The sequence below is a fragment of the Aeromicrobium camelliae genome (assembly GCF_003850045.1).
GTDB classification, from domain to species: Bacteria; Actinomycetota; Actinomycetes; order Propionibacteriales; family Nocardioidaceae; genus Aeromicrobium; species Aeromicrobium camelliae.
Window position 1 is genome coordinate 145,554 of the sequence record NZ_RQJX01000001.1, and the last position, 17,026, is coordinate 162,579.

14 protein-coding genes are annotated in these 17,026 nt (G+C 69.7%); 12 read left to right on the plus strand and 2 right to left on the minus strand.

Translation table 11 applies throughout. The features are described 5' to 3' along the window. The first annotated feature begins 56 nt into the window (after nt 1-56). Together groL and EHW97_RS00815 are read left to right on the plus strand one after the other, a co-directional pair. Nucleotides 57-1,658 (plus strand): chaperonin GroEL, encoded by a 1,602-nt coding sequence (groL, locus tag EHW97_RS00810; protein WP_124235266.1) that lies wholly within the window; start codon nt 57-59, stop codon nt 1,656-1,658. A gap of 152 nt (nt 1,659-1,810) precedes the next feature. Beyond that, nucleotides 1,811-2,437 (plus strand): M23 family metallopeptidase, encoded by a 627-nt coding sequence (locus EHW97_RS00815; RefSeq protein WP_124235267.1) that lies wholly within the window; start codon nt 1,811-1,813, stop codon nt 2,435-2,437. Between the two features lie 21 nt (nt 2,438-2,458). Here EHW97_RS00815 and EHW97_RS00820 read toward each other — a convergent pair whose 3' ends face one another. Next, nucleotides 2,459-3,661 carry an MFS transporter gene (locus EHW97_RS00820; protein ID WP_166367336.1) on the minus strand — a complete coding sequence of 401 codons (1,203 nt, stop codon included), beginning with the start codon at nt 3,659-3,661 and terminating at the stop codon, nt 2,459-2,461. Nucleotides 3,662-3,716: 55 nt separating this feature from the next. Between EHW97_RS00820 and EHW97_RS00825 the strand changes: the two genes are divergently transcribed. The 10 genes from EHW97_RS00825 (at nt 3,717) to EHW97_RS00870 (ending at nt 16,336) form a co-directional block, all read left to right on the plus strand. After that, a complete protein-coding gene (locus tag EHW97_RS00825) occupies nt 3,717-4,682 on the plus strand; it encodes an ArsR/SmtB family transcription factor (protein WP_124235269.1) in 966 nt (321 codons plus the stop codon). A gap of 78 nt (nt 4,683-4,760) precedes the next feature. Further along, a complete protein-coding gene (locus EHW97_RS00830) occupies nt 4,761-5,669 on the plus strand; it encodes an AurF N-oxygenase family protein (protein WP_124235270.1) in 909 nt (302 codons plus the stop codon). 9 nt (nt 5,670-5,678) lie between these two features. Further along, on the plus strand, nt 5,679-7,310 hold the full coding sequence (locus EHW97_RS00835; protein WP_124235271.1) for a 4Fe-4S binding protein: 1,632 nt from the start codon (nt 5,679-5,681) through the stop codon (nt 7,308-7,310). A 59-nt stretch (nt 7,311-7,369) separates the two neighbouring features. Then, complete coding sequence (locus EHW97_RS00840) at nt 7,370-8,560, plus strand: MFS transporter (RefSeq protein WP_124235272.1); 1,191 nt, start codon at nt 7,370-7,372, stop codon at nt 8,558-8,560. Further along, nucleotides 8,557-10,068 carry an IMP dehydrogenase gene (gene guaB, locus EHW97_RS00845; protein ID WP_124235273.1) on the plus strand — a complete coding sequence of 504 codons (1,512 nt, stop codon included), beginning with the start codon at nt 8,557-8,559 and terminating at the stop codon, nt 10,066-10,068. Before EHW97_RS00840 ends, guaB begins: the two co-directional genes overlap by 4 nt. A gap of 30 nt (nt 10,069-10,098) precedes the next feature. Then, complete coding sequence (locus EHW97_RS00850) at nt 10,099-11,202, plus strand: GuaB3 family IMP dehydrogenase-related protein (RefSeq protein ID WP_124235274.1); 1,104 nt, start codon at nt 10,099-10,101, stop codon at nt 11,200-11,202. Continuing rightward, a complete protein-coding gene (locus tag EHW97_RS00855) occupies nt 11,199-11,660 on the plus strand; it encodes a GNAT family N-acetyltransferase (protein WP_208001809.1) in 462 nt (153 codons plus the stop codon). The genes EHW97_RS00850 and EHW97_RS00855 overlap by 4 nt, the downstream gene beginning before the upstream one ends. Before the next feature lie 99 nt (nt 11,661-11,759). Continuing rightward, nucleotides 11,760-13,322 (plus strand): succinic semialdehyde dehydrogenase, encoded by a 1,563-nt coding sequence (locus EHW97_RS00860; RefSeq protein WP_124235275.1) that lies wholly within the window; start codon nt 11,760-11,762, stop codon nt 13,320-13,322. Further along, nucleotides 13,319-15,013, plus strand: a complete 1,695-nt coding sequence (locus tag EHW97_RS00865; RefSeq protein ID WP_124235276.1) for a GMC oxidoreductase — start codon at nt 13,319-13,321, stop codon at nt 15,011-15,013. Before EHW97_RS00860 ends, EHW97_RS00865 begins: the two co-directional genes overlap by 4 nt. Before the next feature lie 135 nt (nt 15,014-15,148). Further along, nucleotides 15,149-16,336, plus strand: a complete 1,188-nt coding sequence (locus EHW97_RS00870) for a C40 family peptidase (protein WP_124235277.1) — start codon at nt 15,149-15,151, stop codon at nt 16,334-16,336. Nucleotides 16,337-16,413: 77 nt separating this feature from the next. Here EHW97_RS00870 and EHW97_RS00875 read toward each other — a convergent pair whose 3' ends face one another. Then, nucleotides 16,414-16,995, minus strand: a complete 582-nt coding sequence (locus EHW97_RS00875) for a 5-formyltetrahydrofolate cyclo-ligase (RefSeq protein ID WP_124235278.1) — start codon at nt 16,993-16,995, stop codon at nt 16,414-16,416. Between the last annotated feature and the right edge of the window lie 31 nt (nt 16,996-17,026).

The following is a 17,026-nucleotide window of genomic DNA, read 5'->3' on the forward strand; positions in this document are numbered from 1 at the left end:
CGCCGGGGCGCCCACACTTTCGTTGAACCCATCTGTCGAAGAGGTCTGATCCCTTAATGCCCAAGATCCTGGAATTCGACGAGGACGCCCGCCGCGCGCTCGAGCGCGGCGTCGACAAGCTCGCCGACACCGTCAAAGTCACGCTCGGCCCGAAGGGCCGCTATGTCGTGCTCGACAAGAAGTGGGGCGCCCCCACCATCACCAACGACGGCGTCTCCGTCGCACGTGAGGTCGAGCTCGACGATCCGTTCGAGAACCTCGGCGCGCAGCTCGCCAAGGAAGTCGCCACCAAGACCAACGACGTCGCCGGTGACGGCACCACCACCGCGACCGTTCTGGCGCAGGCGATGGTGCACGAGGGCCTGCGGGCCGTCGCCGCCGGCGCCAACCCCGTCGGACTCAAGAAGGGCATCGAGGCGGCCGTCGAGGCGGTCTCGAAGCAGCTCCTGGAGACGGCGCGCGAGGTCGACGACGTCGCCGACATGACCGCGGTCGCCACCGTGTCCTCGCGCGACGGCCACATCGGTGAGCTCATCGCCGAGGCCTTCGACAAGGTCGGCAAGGACGGTGTCATCACCGTCGAGGAGTCCAACTCGATGGGCACCGACCTCGAATTCACCGAGGGCATGCAGTTCGACAAGGGCTACCTGTCGCCCTACATGGTGACCGATACCGAGCGCATGGAGGCCGTCCTCGACGACCCCTACATTCTCGTCAACCAGGGCAAGATCTCGGCCGTCGCCGAGCTGCTGCCGCTGCTGGAGAAGGTCGTCCAGGCGGGCAAGCCGCTGTTCATCATCGCCGAGGACATCGAGGGCGAGGCGCTCTCGACGATCGTCGTCAACAAGATCCGCGGCACGTTCACGTCGGTCGCCGTCAAGGCTCCCGCCTTCGGTGACCGTCGCAAGGCCATGCTGCAGGACATCGCGACGCTCACCGGCGCCACGGTCGTCACGCCCGACGTGGGCCTCAAGCTCGACCAGGTCGGTCTCGAGGTGCTCGGCACCGCGCGTCGTGTCGTGGTCACCAAGGACGCCACGACCATCATCGACGGCGGCGGCGACCAGGCCGAGGTCGACGGCCGGGTTCAGCAGATCAAGGCCGAGATCGAGCTCACCGACTCCGAGTGGGACCGCGAGAAGCTCCAGGAGCGGCTCGCCAAGCTCGCCGGCGGCGTCTGCGTCATCCGTGTGGGCGCGGCCACCGAGGTCGAGCTCAAGGAGAAGAAGCACCGCATCGAGGACGCCGTCTCGGCGACCCGCGCGGCCATCGAGGAGGGCATCGTCCCCGGTGGCGGCTCCGCGCTCGTCCACGCGGTCAGCGTTCTCGGAGACGACCTGGGTCTCACCGGCGACGAGGCCGTCGGTGTGCGCATCGTCCGCAAGGGTGCCGACGCCCCGCTGGAGTGGATCGCCCGCAACGGCGGCCAGCCCGGCGAGGTCGTGGTGTCCAAGGTCCGCGAGAGCGGCGACGGCTACAACGCGGCCACCGGCGAGTACGGTGACCTGCTCGCGCAGGGCATCCTCGACCCGGTCAAGGTGACCCGGTCGGCGCTCGCGAACGCCGCGTCCATCACCGCCATGCTGCTCACGACCGAGACCCTGGTCGTGGACAAGCCGGCCGACGAGGACGACGATCACGCCGGTCACAACCACTGACCGTCACCCGTCACGCAGTAGGGCCCGGAGCCGTTCGGCTCCGGGCCCTACTGTCATGTCGACGACATGGCCGCTGGTCCTGAGCGAAGGCGCGAGCGCGTTGCGCGATAGCGTCGTAGCGCACCCGTGACCACACGGCGAGGAATGGGAGCATGAGCGCACCGATCGACCTGGCCTACCCGTTCGCAGGCCGGTGGCGCGTGCAGAACAGCCCCGCGAACCGGGTTCCCAGTCATGGAACGCGCGTGTTCGCGACGTCCCACGCCATCGACTTCGTGCCGGTCGCGGCCGACGGTCGGACTGCGCCGATCACGCTGTCGACCCTTCTGCGGCCCGAGCCTCCTCGCAGATTCCCCGGTTTCGAACGGCCGCTCCTGGCGCCTATCGACGGCATCGTGATCGCGGCGCACGACGGCGAGCCCGATCATCACGCCTACCGCGGACTTCCCTCGATCGTCTACGCGCTGACGCAGCGGCGTCGGGTCGCGGCCGGCTGGGCCGCGCTGGCCGGGAACCACGTCCTGATCGACAGGGACGGTGTCATCGTGGCGCTCTGCCACCTGCGGCAGGGCAGCCTCCAGGTCGAGGCCGGTCAGCAGGTGCGGACCGCCGATGTGCTCGCTGCGTGCGGGAACTCCGGAAACAGCACGGAACCTCACGTCCACGTTCAGGCGATCGACCACCCCGACATCGGGCGCGCCAATGCCGTGCCCGTGACGTTCAACGGGTCGTTACCGGCCAGCGGCGAGGTCGTGCACGCAGGAGAGCCGCGCGGTTAGCACGACTACCAGCTCCTGCTCTCATGACGCCGGGGCTGCGGAGCGCGTCGTCAGCCGGCGAGTCAGCGTCCCGGCGAGGACGAAGAGCGCGGCGAGCGCCACCCAGCCGGGAGTACCTCCCTCGACGGCGAGCACCGTCACCACGGCGGGAGCGATCATGGACGAGACCGCCGTGCAGCCGTTGAGCACCCCTTGGTACGCCCCCATCTGCTCGTGGTCGGCGAAGGCGTACCCCAAGCCCCAGCCGGCAGCGGAGCCGATCACCTCGGCGACCGAATGCACGCTCGCCGCGACGACCGCGATGACGACCGCCAGAAGCAACGGCGCCTCAGCGACCGCCGCCCACGTCAGGCTTGCGATGGCCATGAGCAAGCCGGCCCGCGCCATGAGTCGACCGGCGATGACGGGGTCGTCCGTGCCCCGGGAGAGCCGCACCTGCAGGGTCACCACGACGATGGTGTTGAGCACGAGTAGCGGAGACACCAGCGCGGCTGGAACCTCGGTGTGGTCCACCAGCCACAGCGGCACGGCGACCTCGTACACCGCGAACTGGAACATGAAGAGCGCGTTGAGTGCCGCGAACGTGACGTATCGACGGTCCCGCCAGGGCGAGCCTCCGCGCTGCGCCCTCGTCACCGCGCCGGCGTTGCTCGCGCCGGCGGGAAGTCCCAGGGCGACCATGGCGGCGACCGCGTACGCCGCCGCCGCGACCGCGAAGGCAGCCCGGAAGGCGCTGGCGGTCCCGATGGCGAGCGGAATCGCAGCGGCCAAGCTGCCGACGGCGATACCGGCGTTGACGGTGACGCGGAGTATCGCGCGCGCACTGACCCGGTCGGGTCCGCTGAAGGTGGTGCCGACGACCGTGCTGCGGACGGTGCTGCCGGCGCGGTTGCTGCCGGTCAGCACGCAAGCGGAGATCGTCGCCGCCACCAGGCCGGGGGACAGCGCCAGCGCGGCGAGGGCCACCGCTTCGCCGACGAGACAAGCGGGGAGGAGGCGCCGCGACGGAAGCCGGTCCGCGAGCCGCCCGGCCAGGATGCTCGTCGCCACGCCGATCGCCCCGGCCGCGGTGAGGACGGCGCCCACGACGGCCGGGCGGGCGTCGAAGGTGAACGCGAGGTGCAGTGCGAGAAGCACGACCGAAATGCCACGCCCGAGGGAGTTGACGGCTGTGGCGGTGACGAGCGGGGCGAAGGCTGGATGGCGACGCAGCGAGGAGGGCACGTGGCGATCCCACCGGCTCCTGCCGCGCAAGGGAATGGATGTAGCGTTCAGCTACATGCTCACGTACGAGCTCACCGGGCCATCTGTCGGAGACGTGCGATTCGGGATGTCGCCGCTGACCGAACTCACGCTCAGCCTGCGGACCTTCGTCGATCCGTCGCGCTACCCGCTGCAGCTTCCGTGGGTCCGGCGCACCGCGAGCGCCCGCCAGTCGCTGGACCGGCGAGCGCTCGCCGGCCTCGTGGACCGCCGTCTGTGGACGCCCGACTTCCTCAACCCGCGTCCATCGTCGCCACTGACCCGCATCGAGGACGAGTTCGACGCACTCGCCCGCATCGACGCCGCAGCATTTCGCGCCGGACTGAAGTCGGTCCACGGGATGGTGCCGCCGGTGTATCGAGGACCCCACGCGGCGGCGGTCGAACGGATGGTGGCCGCGCTGCGAGATCTGTGGGAGGCCTGTTTCGTGCCGTATTGGGACCGGATGCGGGCGGTGCTCGAGGCCGACATCGTGCATCGAGGCCGGGTGATCGTCACGGAGGGGCTCGGGACGATGGTCGCTCAGTTGAGCCCCGGCCGGATCACCTGGAGCGGGTCCGCCGTCCATGTCGCGCTGCGAGATCCGCGCGATCGTCGCGTCGAGGTCGGCGCCGAAGGCTTGATGCTGGTCCCGACGCTGTTCTCGACGGGAGCCTCGGCGCCGGTGGACGACGACGGTCCTCCGCAGGTGCTCTATCCGGCCCGCGGCCAGGCGGCATTGTGGGAGGCGCAGCCGCGGCGCGGACATCGCGAACTCGTCGACCTCCTGGGGGCGCCCCGGGCCGGCCTGCTCGCGCTGCTCAGTGAGCCGGCATCGTCCACCGAGTTGGGCATCCGTCTCGGGATCACCGCCTCCGCAGTGAACCAGCACCTTCGCGTGCTGCACCGGGCCGGCTTGTTGAGCAAGGCGCGCCACGGCCGCAGCGTGCTCTATCTGCGCAGTGAACTGGGTGAGCGGCTCGCCGTCGAATCCGACTGGTGACTCCCTCCCGCGCAACGGGTGACAGCGGACAGAGTCGATGTTACATTGGCAGTGTCACATCGAAGGGGATGATGCACGATGACCGCAACCGCCGTGGAGTTCCGCCAGCAGATCGACCCCGACGGCACGCTCGAGCGCTTGCTCGAGTCGGCCGCGACCCTCTCCTACGATCCCGACCAGGAGATCGACTGGGACGCCCCGCTCGACCCCACCAAGTACGGCCTCAATCCGGAGTGGTCGACGCTGTACGGCACGCGTCTGTGGGACGAGATGAGCGAGGAGCAGCGGATCGCGCTCACCCGCCACGAAGTCGGTTCGATCATGAGCACCGGCATCTGGTTCGAGATGATCCTTCAGCAGATGGTGCTGCGGGACCAGTACTGCGGCGTCTACGGGGGCTCGGAGTTCCAGTTCGCGCTCACCGAGATCGCCGACGAGTGCCGCCACTCCCTGATGTTCGCCAAGACGTGCTCCAAGATGGGCGTCCCGCACTACAAGCCCAAGCGGCATGTGCGGGAGCTCGCGCGAGGCCTCAAGACCTTGGCCGGCGGCGAGATCGCCTACGGCGGCATCCTCGTGGCCGAGGAGATCCTCGACGTCATGCAGCGGGACTGGCTGCGCGGCGAGAACGTGCTGCACGAGGTCCGCACGACGAGCAAGATCCACGTCGTGGAGGAGGCGCGGCACATGAAGTTCGCCCGCCACGAGATCCGCGAGCACCTCAAGGACGCCAGCCCGCTGCGCCGCAAGGCGAGCGCCGCGTTCATCGCCGGCGCGGCCAAGTTCGTCGTCGAGTCGATGGTCAGCGACGAGGTCTACGCCAACGTCGGCTTGGACCGCGAGCGAGCCATCGCCGAGGCCAAGGCGAACACGCACCACCACAACCTCATGCGGATGAGCTGCGTCCATCTCATGGACTTCCTGTCCGAGGCCGGCTTGCTGACCCCGTACGCCATGCGGTTGTACCGCAGCGTCCACATGCTCTGAGCGCCGTCCATGGCCTACGCGATCACGCAGAGCTGCTGCAACGACGCCTCTTGTGTGTCGGTCTGTCCAGTCGACTGCATTCACCCGACCCCTGACGAACCCGACTTCGGCACGACCGACATCCTCTACGTCGACCCCAAGGTCTGTATCGACTGCGGAGCCTGCGCGGACGCGTGCCCGGTGTCGGCCGTCAAGCCCGTCGACCTCTTACGCGGCGGCGAGGAGGTCTTCGCGCAGCTCAACGCCGACTTCTACGCCGACCGACCCGAACGCACCTCGCCCGCTCGGCACACGTGGGAGGACATGGGGCCGACGGTGGATCGCCCCTTGCGGGTCGCCGTGGTCGGCACCGGCCCGGCAGCGTCCTACGCGGCACGGCACCTGCTGCTGTCCACCGGCGCGTCGGTCACGATGCTCGACAAGTCGCCCGTCCCCGGTGGCCTCGTGCGCGGAGGGGTCGCGCCCGATCACGCGGACACGAAGGGGTTCTCCTCGCTGTTCGCCTGGGCCTATCAGCATCCGCGGACGTCGATGTACATGAACGTCGAGGTCGGCGAGCACGTCACGCACGAGGAACTGCTGCAGTTTCACGACGCGGTGATCTACGGGGTCGGCGCGCGGCTCGATCGGCCGCTCGGAGTGCCGGGTGAGGAGCTCGCCGGCGTCTACGGTTCTCCCGATGTCGTCGGCTGGTACAACGGGGCGCTCGACGTCGCGCCGGACACGGTCCGGCTCGACGGCGAACGGCTCGTCATCGTCGGCAACGGCAACGTCGCGCTCGACATCGCCCGGCTCGTGCTGTCGGACCCGCGGCAGTTGCGCCGCACCGACATGCCGGACGCCGCGGTCGACGAGATCGCCCGCAGCGCCATCCGGGAGGTCGTCCTGCTGGGGCGCCGTGGTCCCGATGTCGCCGCGTTCACCCGCCCCGAGCTGCTGATGATGCCGCCGGGCATCGAGGTCGTCGTCGCGCGCGATGAAGCCATCGAGGCGGTCCTGGACGCGGCGGAACCCGGCAGCAAGGCGGCGCTGCTGGCGGCGCTTCCGCGCCGTGACATCGACCTCGCCGCCGCCCCCGACCCCGGTGCTCGGCTCGTCTTCGCCTTTGGTCGGCAAGTCACCTCCGTCGAAGGCGGCGATCGCGTCGAGGCGGTCCAGATCGCGCCGACCGGCCGTCCCGACGAGGCCATCAAAGTGCCAGCGGGAACGCTGATCCGGTCCACCGGGCACCGCGGCCGGGCCATCCCGGGCCTGCCCTTCGACGAGCTGACGAGCACGGTGCCGAACGTCGATGGCCGCGTCATCGATCCCGCCACCGGCCAACCCGTCCCCGGCGCCTACGTCACCGGGTGGATCAAACGGGGTGCCAGTGGCGGTATCGGCACCAACCGGGTGTGCGCCCACGAGACGGTGACGGCGATGCTCGAGGACGCTGCCGCCGGTCGGTTGCACATGCCGTCGGGCTCGCGCCGGGCCCTCAGCGCGCTGCTGCGACGCCGCGTGCCACAGCTGGTCACCCGCCGCCGCATGCTCGCGATCGAGGAGGCCGAGCTCACGCGCGGTCGAGTGGCCGGGCGGCCTCGTGTCAAGTTCACGTCCGTCGATCAGATGCTGGCCGCCGCGGGAGGCGCCCGGCGCTGAGGCGTTCTTCACCTCCGCCCGCCTGGCCGCTCGTTCAGGGGTCGGGTTACGTTCGACCGGTGACGTCTGCGCAGGGCCATCGACCGGGCAGCGCGGCGTACCGACGACTGAACTGGGCCATGCTCATGGCGGGCATCGCCGCCTTCGGGATGCTGTACAGCACCCAGCCACTCCTACCGCAGATCGGCGACGCGTTCGCGGTGTCGCCGAGTTCTGCCGCGCTCACCGTCTCGGCAGGCACCGGCGGACTCGCCATCACAGTCGTCCTGGCCACCTGGATCGGCGAGCGGGTCGGACGTGCACGGGTGATGCGCCTCGGACTGGTCGTCGCCGTCGTCGCGCAACTCGTCAGCACCGCGATGCCGACCTTCGAGCTGCTGATCGCGGCGCGGGTGGTGCTCGGTCTCGCGCTCGCCGGGCTGGTGGGAGTGGCCATGGGACACGTCGGTGCCGAAGTGCATCCGGCCGGGCTCGGGCAGGCGATGGGCCTCTACGTGGCGGGTAACAGTATCGGTGGGGTTCTCGGCCGGCTCGTGACGGCGGGAGTGTCGGAGTTCGCCTCGTGGCGCCTCGCCGACGCGGCGCTGGGCATGTGCGCCGCTGCCGCCACCGTCGCCTTCATCGTGCTCCTCCCCGCGAGCGATCAGGTGCCGCGTCGACACCTGCCTCCGCAACCGCGGCCCGACCGTGCAGCGTGGCTACGGCCCCAGGTCTGGGCCCTGGCGCTCGTGCCGTTCCTGCTGATGGGCGGCTTCGTCGCGCTGTACAACTACCTGACCTATCGGCTGGTGGGTCCGCCATTCTCGCTCTCGCCGGCCGTCGTCGGGCTCGTGTTCCTCGCGTACCTGGCCGGCAGCGTCACCTCGGCAGTCGCGGGGCACGCCGCCGACCGGATCGGGCGCGTCCGGGCCATCACCGCGTGCCTCGCTCTCATGGCGCTCGGCATCGTCGCGACGTTGCCCGACGCCCTGTGGCTGGTCGTCCTGGGTCTCGTCGTGCTGACCGCCGGCTTCTTCGGTGCGCATGCCGTGGCCAGCGGCTGGATGCCCCTGGTCGGGCGGGGACTCGGGCCGCTCGCCAGCGGGGTCTACGTGTCGGCCTACTACGCGGGATCCAGCGTCCTCGGCGCCGCAGTCGGCATCGCGTGGACGCACGGAGGGTGGTCGGCCACCGCCGGGACCGTGCTCGGGCTCACAGCGCTGGCCGGGGTGTGTGTTGTTGTGGTGGCGGCTCGTAGAATCGATCCATGAGCGAGGTCGGAATCCCGGACAAGTTCGCGAGCCTCGGGCTCACCTATGACGACGTGCTGCTCCTGCCGGGCGAGACCGACGTCATTCCCAGTGAGGTCGACACCACGGCGCGCCTGACGCGTGAGATCAGCCTGCGCATCCCGCTGCTGTCCAGTGCGATGGACACCGTGACGGAATCGCGTATGGCGATCGCGATGGCGCGCGAGGGCGGGATCGGCATCCTGCACCGCAACCTGTCGATCGAGGATCAGGCCTACCAGGTCGACCTCGTCAAGCGCACCCAGACCGGCATGATCCCCAACCCGGTCACCATCAACCCCAAGGCGACCCTCGAGGAGCTCGACGAGATCTGCGGTGAGTACCGCGTCTCGGGCCTGCCGGTCGTCGACGCCGACAACACTCTCCTCGGCATCATCACCAACCGCGACCTGCGCTTCGTGCCGGTAGCGGAGTGGGCGCACAAGACCGTCGGCGACGTGATGACGCCGATGCCCCTCATCACCGGTCCGGTCGGCATCAGTCGCGAGGACGCAGCCGAGCTCCTGCGTGCGCACAAGCGCGAGCGGCTGCCGATCGTCGATGAGGACGGCCGCCTCGCCGGGCTCATCACGGTCAAGGACTTCGTCAAGTCCGAGCAGTTCCCGCTGGCGAGCAAGGACGCCGAGGGCCGGCTGCTGGTCGGTGCGGCGGTGGGCTTCTTCGGTGACGCGTACGAGCGTGCGGGCCGGCTCATGGAGGCCGGTGTCGACGTCCTCGTCGTGGACACCGCCCACGGACACGCCAAGGCCCTGCTGGAGATGGTGCGCAAGCTGAAGGCCGATCCGGCGTTCGATCGCGTGCAGATCGTCGGCGGCAACGTGGCCACGCGCGCCGGGGCCCAGGCCCTCGTCGACGCAGGCGTGGACGCGGTGAAGGTCGGCGTCGGTCCCGGCTCCATCTGCACCACCCGCGTCGTCGCGGGTGTCGGCGTTCCCCAGATCTCCGCCGTCTACGAGGCGTCGCTCGCCACCAAGCCGGCGGGTGTGCCGCTCATCGCCGACGGCGGCCTGCAGTACTCCGGCGACATCGCCAAGGCTCTGGTGGCCGGTGCCGACTCCGTCATGGTCGGCTCGCTGCTCGCCGGCTGCGAGGAGAGCCCCGGCGAGCTGATCTTCGTCAACGGCAAGCAGTACAAGTCCTACCGCGGTATGGGCTCGGTCGGCGCGATGGCCTCGCGCGGCAAGAAGTCCTACTCCAAGGACCGCTACTTCCAGGCCGACGTCACGAGCGACGACAAGATCGTGCCCGAGGGCATCGAGGGACGCGTCGCCTACCGCGGCCCGCTCGCCAGCGTGGCCCACCAGCTCGTCGGCGGTCTGCACCAGTCGATGTTCTACGTGGGCGCTCCGACGATCCCGGAGCTGCAGGAGCGCGGACGCTTCGTGCGCATCACGGCCGCCGGCCTGAAGGAATCGCATCCGCACGACATCCAGATGACGGTCGAGGCGCCGAACTACACGGTGCTCTGACCCGGACGGGGCACGACTAGGCTTGGTGGCATGAGCATCGACATCGGCATGGCCAAGCGAGGGCGGCAGGCGTACCACTTCGACGACATCGCGATCGTGCCGAGCCGCCGCACGCGTGACCCCGAAGAGGTCTCCACGCACTGGCAGATCGACGCCTACCGCTTCGAGCTCCCGGTCATGGCCGCGCCGATGGACTCGGTGATGAGCCCCGACACCGCGATCGCACTCGGTCGTTTCGGCGGTCTCGGCGTGCTCGACCTCGAGGGCCTGTGGACCCGGTACGAGAACCCCGAGAAGCTCCTCGAGGAGATCGCCACGATCGACGGCACCAGCGCGACCCGCCGGCTGCAGGAGATCTACAGCGAGCCCATCAAGCCCGAGCTCATCACCGCCCGCCTGCAGCAGATCCGCGAGGCCGGCGTGACGGTGGCGGGTGCCCTCTCGCCGCAGCGCACCAAGCAGTTCGCCGACACGGTGGTCGAGGCCGGTGTCGACCTCTTCGTCATCCGCGGCACGACGGTCTCGGCTGAACACGTCTCGGGCCAGACCGAGCCGCTCAACCTCAAGGAGTTCATCTACGAACTCGACGTCCCGGTCATCGTGGGCGGTTGCGCGACGCACCAGGCGGCCCTGCACCTCATGCGTACCGGTGCGGCCGGCGTGCTCGTCGGCTTCGGTGGGGGAGCGGCGCACACGACCCGTTCGGTGCTCGGTGTCGCGGTCCCCATGGCCTCGGCCATGGCCGACGTCGCCGCCGCGCGTCGCGACTACCTCGACGAGTCCGGCGGCCGGTACGTGCACATCATCGCCGACGGTTCCATCGGCCGTAGTGGCGATATCGCCAAGGCGATCGCGTGCGGTGCCGACGCCGTGATGATCGGCTCCCCGTTCGCCCGCGCAGCCGAGGCGCCGGGCCGCGGCTACCACTGGGGCGCCGAAGCGTGGCACCCCGACCTGCCCCGTGGCGAGCGCGTCGACATCGGCACGGTCGGCACGCTGGAGCAGGTGCTGTTCGGTCCCTCGTCGGTGCCCGACGGCACGATGAACCTCATCGGTGCGCTGCGTCGCGCGATGGCCACCACCGGCTACACCGACCTCAAGGAGTTCCAGCGGGTCGAGGTCGTCCTCGGGTGACCGAGTGGCGCGAGGTCGGCTTCGACGACCTTGCTGCTCGTGCCCTGCGCTCGCAGATGTCCGCAGAGATGAACGAGCTGTACGGGCGTCCCCGGGCGGCCGCCCAACCCGACGCGGGGATCGACCCGGACAGTGTTCTCGTCACTATCGTCGGCGACGAGGTGGGCGAGCCGGTGGCTACTGCATCGCTGCGCCAGCTCGGCGCTGACGTCGAGCTCAAGCGAATGTACGTCGTGCCGGAGGCGAGGGGGCGGGGACTCGCCAGCGAGCTGTTAGCGCAGCTGGAGGCGCGCGCAACGGCGTTCGGAGCGACTCGTTTGGTGCTCCACGCCGGGGAACGTCAGCGCGCTGCTGTCGACTTCTACCGCTCGCGTGGGTACGCGCCGATCCCTCTGCTGGCGCCCTACCGAGGGGTCCCGGAGTCCCTCTGTTTCGCCCGGGCTCTCGCCGGGCGGTGAGTTAGCGCGCAACGGCCGTGCTCCACGTGCTAGCTCGGTCGGCCGCGAATATGACATTGCCTATGTCATATTCCAGATACTCGCGGTATCCTGACCGACATGCTCGAAGCCAGCCAGACGACTCCGGTGCTGCCCGAACGACGGATCGCCGAGCTCACCGGGCTCGTGCGCACGTCGCTCACCGAGACCCGTCGCACGGTCTCTCCGCTGACCGGCGGGGAGGTCGCGACGATTCCTGTGTCGAGCGTCGACGACGTTGACACTGCGTTCGCCGCCGCACGCCGGGCGCAACGCGACTGGGCGCGCACGGCTGTGGCCTCGCGTCAGCGGATGCTCCTGCGCCTTCACGATCTGGTGCTGGACCACCAGGAGGAGCTGCTCGACCTCATTCAGCTCGAGTCGGGCAAGTCCCGTGCACACGCCTTCGACGAGGTCGCGCACCTGGCGCTGACCGCCCGGTACTACGGCCGCCGGCTCGCCAAGATCGTCGGGCCGCACCGTCGGTCGGGCGTGTATCCCGGTCTGACCCGGGTGCAGCAGGTGCAACAGCCCAAGGGTGTGGTCGGTGTCATCAGTCCCTGGAACTACCCGTTGACGATGGCGATCTCCGACGGGCTCGCCGCGGTCGCCGCCGGCAACGCCGTGGTCCACAAGCCCGACAGCCAGAGCCCGCTGACGGCGCTCGCCGGGGTCGAACTCCTCCGCCGCGCGGGCTTCCCGCCTGAGCTGTGGCAGGTCGTGAGCGGGCAGGGCTCGGTGGTCGGGCAGGCCATCATCGAACGCGCCGACTACATCTGTTTCACGGGCTCCACCGCCACCGGCAAGCGTGTCGCCGCCCAGTGCGCTGAGCGCCTCATCGGGTGCTCGCTGGAGCTCGGTGGCAAGAACCCGATGATCGTGCTGCCGGGGGCCGACGTGGAGAAGGCCGCGGCCGGCGCCGTCTCGGCGTGTTTCTCCTCAGCCGGGCAGCTGTGCGTCTCGATCGAACGGATCTACGTCCACCGGCGCCAGTACGACGCCTTCCGCGACGCGCTCGTGCGCCGGGTGCAGGCGATGAGCTTCGGCACGGCACTCGACTGGGACGCCGACATGGGCACGCTCGTGTCGCCCGCGCAGCTCGCGACGGTCGAGAAGCACGTGGAGGACGCCCGTGCGCACGGTGCGACGGTCCTCACCGGCGGGCGCGCGCGTCCCGACATCGGCCCGTGGTTCTACGAGCCCACGGTGCTGGAGAACGTGCCGCCGACGGCCGAGTGCTTCGCGGAGGAGACCTTCGGCCCCCTCGTCTCGCTCTACTCCTACGACTCCGTCGACGAGGCCGTCGCGTTCGCCAACGCCGGCGTCTACGGCCTGAACGCGAGCGTCTGGGGACCGTCGCGGACCGCACGTCGGGTCGCGTCCCGGCTCAAGGCGGGCACCGTCAACGTCAACGAGGGCTTCGCGGCGACCTTCGGCAGCATCGATGCCCCGATGGGCGGGATGCGCGAGTCCGGCATGGGTCGACGCCAGGGCGCCGAGGGCTTGCTGCGGTTCACCGAGAGCCAGGCGATCGGCGCTCAGAGCCTGTTGCCGGTCAGCGGTCCGGCCTTCGTGGGTGCCGGCCGTTTCGCACGGGTGCTGACCTTCGGCCTGCGCGTGCTGAAGGCGATGGGCCGCGCATGAGGGACTTCGACTACGACGTCATCATCATCGGGTCGGGCTTCGGCGGCAGTGTCGCGGCGCTCCGGCTCGTCGAGAAGGGCTATCGGGTCGCGGTGCTCGAGGCCGGTCGCCGGTTCCGCGACGACGAGTTCGCCAAGACCTCTTGGCACCTGCGCGACTACCTGTGGGCGCCGGCCCTCGGCTGCTACGGCATCCAGCGCGTCAACCTGCTCAAGGATTCGCTGATTCTGTCGGGCGCGGGGGTGGGCGGCGGTTCGCTGGTCTACGCGAACACGCTCTACGAGCCCCTCGACCCGTTCTTCAAGGACCCGGCGTGGGGCTACATCACGGACTGGAAGGACGAACTCAAGCCGTACTACGACCAGGCCAAGCGCATGCTCGGCGCCGTCACCTATGACCGCGAGACGCCCGCCGACCGCGTGATGCGCGAGGCTGCCGAGCGCATGGGCGTGGAGGGTACCTTCCACTACGCGCCCGTGGGCGTCACCTTCGGCGACCGGCCGGGCGCGGACGTCGGCGATCCCTACTTCGGCGGGGTGGGCCCGAGCCGGAACGCGTGCACGCACTGCGGCGAGTGCATGACCGGATGTCGCCACAACGCCAAGAACACGCTGGTGAAGAACTACCTGTACCTCGCGGAGCAGGCCGGCGCGGAGGTCCGGGCGCTCACCACGGTCACGCGCGTCCGGCCGCTGCGACGCGGAGGGTACGAGGTCACCACCAAGCCGACCAACAAGCGCTTCGGGGGGCGGCGCACCCTGACGGCCGAGCAGGTCGTGTTCGCGGCCAGCACTCTGGGCACGCAGCGACTCCTGCACGCCATGCGCGACTCCGGTGACCTGCCGCGCATCTCGCGCCGTCTCGGCATGCTCACCCGGACCAACTCCGAGGCGCTGCTGGGCGCCGTCGCGAGCAAGCGCGACATCGACTACTCGCAGGGCGTCGCGATCACGTCGTCGATCCACCCCGACGAGTACACCCACATCGAACCGGTGCGCTACGGCAAGGGCTCGAACGCGATGATGCTCGTCCAGTCAGCACTCGCGCCTGAGGGCACGGGCAAGCACCGGCTGCGAGTCTGGGCGACGAACATGCTCAAGCTCGTACCGTCGATCCTCAAGGTGTACGACTGGCGGCATTGGTCCGAGCGCACGGTGATCGCGCTCGTCATGCAGGCTCACGACAACTCGATCACGACCTTCACCCGGCGCACCCTGTTCGGCAAGCGCCGGCTCACCACCAAGCAGGGGCACGGGCTGCCCAACCCCACCTACATCCCGGAGGGGCATCGCGCGGTCGAGGAGATGGCCGACATCATGGGCGGCATCGCCGGCGGCACGGTGGGGGAGCCGTTCGGGATTCCCATGACCGCGCACTTCATGGGCGGGTGCGCGATCGGCGAGTCGGCCGCCGACGGCGTGATCGATCCCTACCACCGGCTCTTCGGGCATCCGGGCCTCCACGTCGTCGACGGATCGGCGGTGAGCGCCAACCTCGGCGTCAACCCTTCCCTCACCATCACCGCGCAAGCCGAACGTGCGATGGCGCTGTGGCCGAACAAGGGCGAGACCGACCCGCGACCGCCGCTCGGTGGGCGCTATCGACGAGTCGCGCCCGTCAGCCCGAAGAACCCGGTGGTGCCGGAAGCCGCACCGGCAGCGCTGCGACTGCCTATCGTCGAGGTGAGCTGACGTCCGCATCGTGGACGTGAAGCGCGAACTATCGGCGAGAAAGTGGCCGGAGTCCAGCACCGACACGCGTGTGACAGAAGATACTTCTGTGAAAGGAGTTTCCTCTGAGGCAGAAGACGACTAGCGTGAGGGGCTATGGCCGCTCGCCGTGTCCTCGTGTTTCCGATGGTCGCCGCCCTCGCCCTGCTCGGGGCGACGGCCGCGCCGTCCGTTGCTGCCCCCGATGACGAGGATCGCGTCGCCGCGATCCAAGTCGGACTCGTCGAGTCTCGCCAGAGCGTGAATGCGCTGTACGCCGAGGCGGCTGCTCTCTCCGAGCGGTTCAACGGCGCGGTCGTGGCCGCCGAGGATGCCGAACGCGAGCTCGCTGATCTTGACGGCCGGATCTCCGCTGCCGAGCGTGAGCTCGAGGGAGAGCGGGCCGTGGTCGAGGAACTCACCATCGACCAACTCACCGACCAGCGGCCGGTCGTGGTGTTCCAGTCGCTCCTCGACGCCGAGGACCCGTTGCAGTTGCTGGAGCGATCCTCGGCCTACGCGAGCACGCAGGATGCGATGGCCGGCCAGATCGCTCAGCTCGAAGCCAAGCAGGCCGTCGTCCGCAGCGTGCGTGCCCAGGCCGCAGCGGCTGCCGAACGCCACCAGCAAGCCGTCGACGAGCAAGCGGCGGCACGGACTCGTATCGAGAACCTCATCGCGACGGCCGAACAACGCCAAGACGAGCTGGTCGGTGAACGCGGTGACCTGCTCGCCGAGCTGGCCCGGCTCGAGAACAGCACTGTCGAAGAGGTCACGCAACGCCAGGACCGGATCGACGAGCGGCTCGATGCGGGCGGCGTAGCGCCCGACCCGCAGCGCGGCGAGACGGTTTCTCCGGTGCCCGCCCCTGCGCCAGCTCCGGCGCCGAAGCCCTCGACCCCGCCCCCGGCGCCGAAGCCCTCGACCCCGCCGCCGGCCAACGCCAGTGCCGTGGAAGCGATGATCGCCTACGCGCGAGCGCAGCTGGGTAAGCCCTACGGCTGGGGGGCGGCCGGGCCGGGCTCCTTCGACTGCTCGGGCCTCACGATGCGTGCGCTCGAAGCCGCAGGCAGGCCGGTGCCGCGCACCGCTGGGGCCCAGTACCAGGCGCTGACCGACGTTCCGGTGTCACAACGGCAACGAGGTGATCTCCTCTTCTACGCCAACGGCAGCGGGATCTACCACGTCACGATCTACCTGGGTGGCGGACAAATGATCCATGCACCCCGCCCTGGCCGCACGGTCGAAATCGTGCCCGACAGTTGGATGGGCGAGCCGACGTACGCCGCCCGCCCGTTCGCCTAGAACCCAGATTTGCGCCCAGTTCGTTGACGAGGGGTCGGGTCGGTTGACAATTGGCGCGCAAATCTGGGGTCTCGGCGTCAGCGCTCGGGCCGGAAGATCCCCGCGGGGGTGAGCGCGAGGTCGACCGGGACGTCGTGGGGCTCGGCGGGGATCGTCTCGAGCAGTTCATCGGAATAGACCACGGCGCAGACGAGCCCTGAGAAGCGCGCGAGAGCTCGGTCGTAGTAGCCGGCCCCGCGCCCCAGGCGCCGACCACGATGGTCGACCGCCAATGCCGGGACGAAGGCCACGGCACAAGACGACAGCGCCTCCGGCCCGAGCCGCTCGCCCGCCGGTTCCGGGATCCCGTAGGCGCCGGGCTGGTTGCCCTCGTCGCCGACAAGGACCCAGTCGAGGGTGTGATCGACCGGTCGGCTCGACGGCGCGATCACCTCGAGCCCGTGCCCTCGCAGTCCGGCGATGAGAGCCCCCGTGTCCGGCTCGTGCTCGAACGAGAGGTAGCACGCCACGCGCGCTCCGCGGGCCAACGCCGGGGTGGCGAGCGCGTGAAGGGCCAGGGCCTCACCGGCGTCACGGCGCTCCTCCGCGGTGCGCCGGGCGCGGCGGTCGAGAAGATCACGTCGCAGGGCGGCCTTCTCCGCGAGAACAGAAGCGGACATGCCATTAGCCTAGGGCGGGTGACAGGACTCA

Coding starts and splice junctions, on each gene's coding strand:
- groL (WP_124235266.1), top strand. CDS start 57: ATGCCCAAGATCCTGGAATTCGACGAGGACGCCCGCCGCGCGCTCGAG.
- EHW97_RS00815 (WP_124235267.1), top strand. CDS start 1,811: ATGAGCGCACCGATCGACCTGGCCTACCCGTTCGCAGGCCGGTGGCGC.
- EHW97_RS00825 (WP_124235269.1), top strand. CDS start 3,717: ATGCTCACGTACGAGCTCACCGGGCCATCTGTCGGAGACGTGCGATTC.
- EHW97_RS00830 (WP_124235270.1), top strand. CDS start 4,761: ATGACCGCAACCGCCGTGGAGTTCCGCCAGCAGATCGACCCCGACGGC.
- EHW97_RS00835 (WP_124235271.1), top strand. CDS start 5,679: ATGGCCTACGCGATCACGCAGAGCTGCTGCAACGACGCCTCTTGTGTG.
- guaB (WP_124235273.1), top strand. CDS start 8,557: ATGAGCGAGGTCGGAATCCCGGACAAGTTCGCGAGCCTCGGGCTCACC.
- EHW97_RS00850 (WP_124235274.1), top strand. CDS start 10,099: ATGAGCATCGACATCGGCATGGCCAAGCGAGGGCGGCAGGCGTACCAC.
- EHW97_RS00860 (WP_124235275.1), top strand. CDS start 11,760: ATGCTCGAAGCCAGCCAGACGACTCCGGTGCTGCCCGAACGACGGATC.
- EHW97_RS00865 (WP_124235276.1), top strand. CDS start 13,319: ATGAGGGACTTCGACTACGACGTCATCATCATCGGGTCGGGCTTCGGC.
- EHW97_RS00870 (WP_124235277.1), top strand. CDS start 15,149: ATGGCCGCTCGCCGTGTCCTCGTGTTTCCGATGGTCGCCGCCCTCGCC.
- EHW97_RS00875 (WP_124235278.1), bottom strand. CDS start 16,995: ATGTCCGCTTCTGTTCTCGCGGAGAAGGCCGCCCTGCGACGTGATCTT.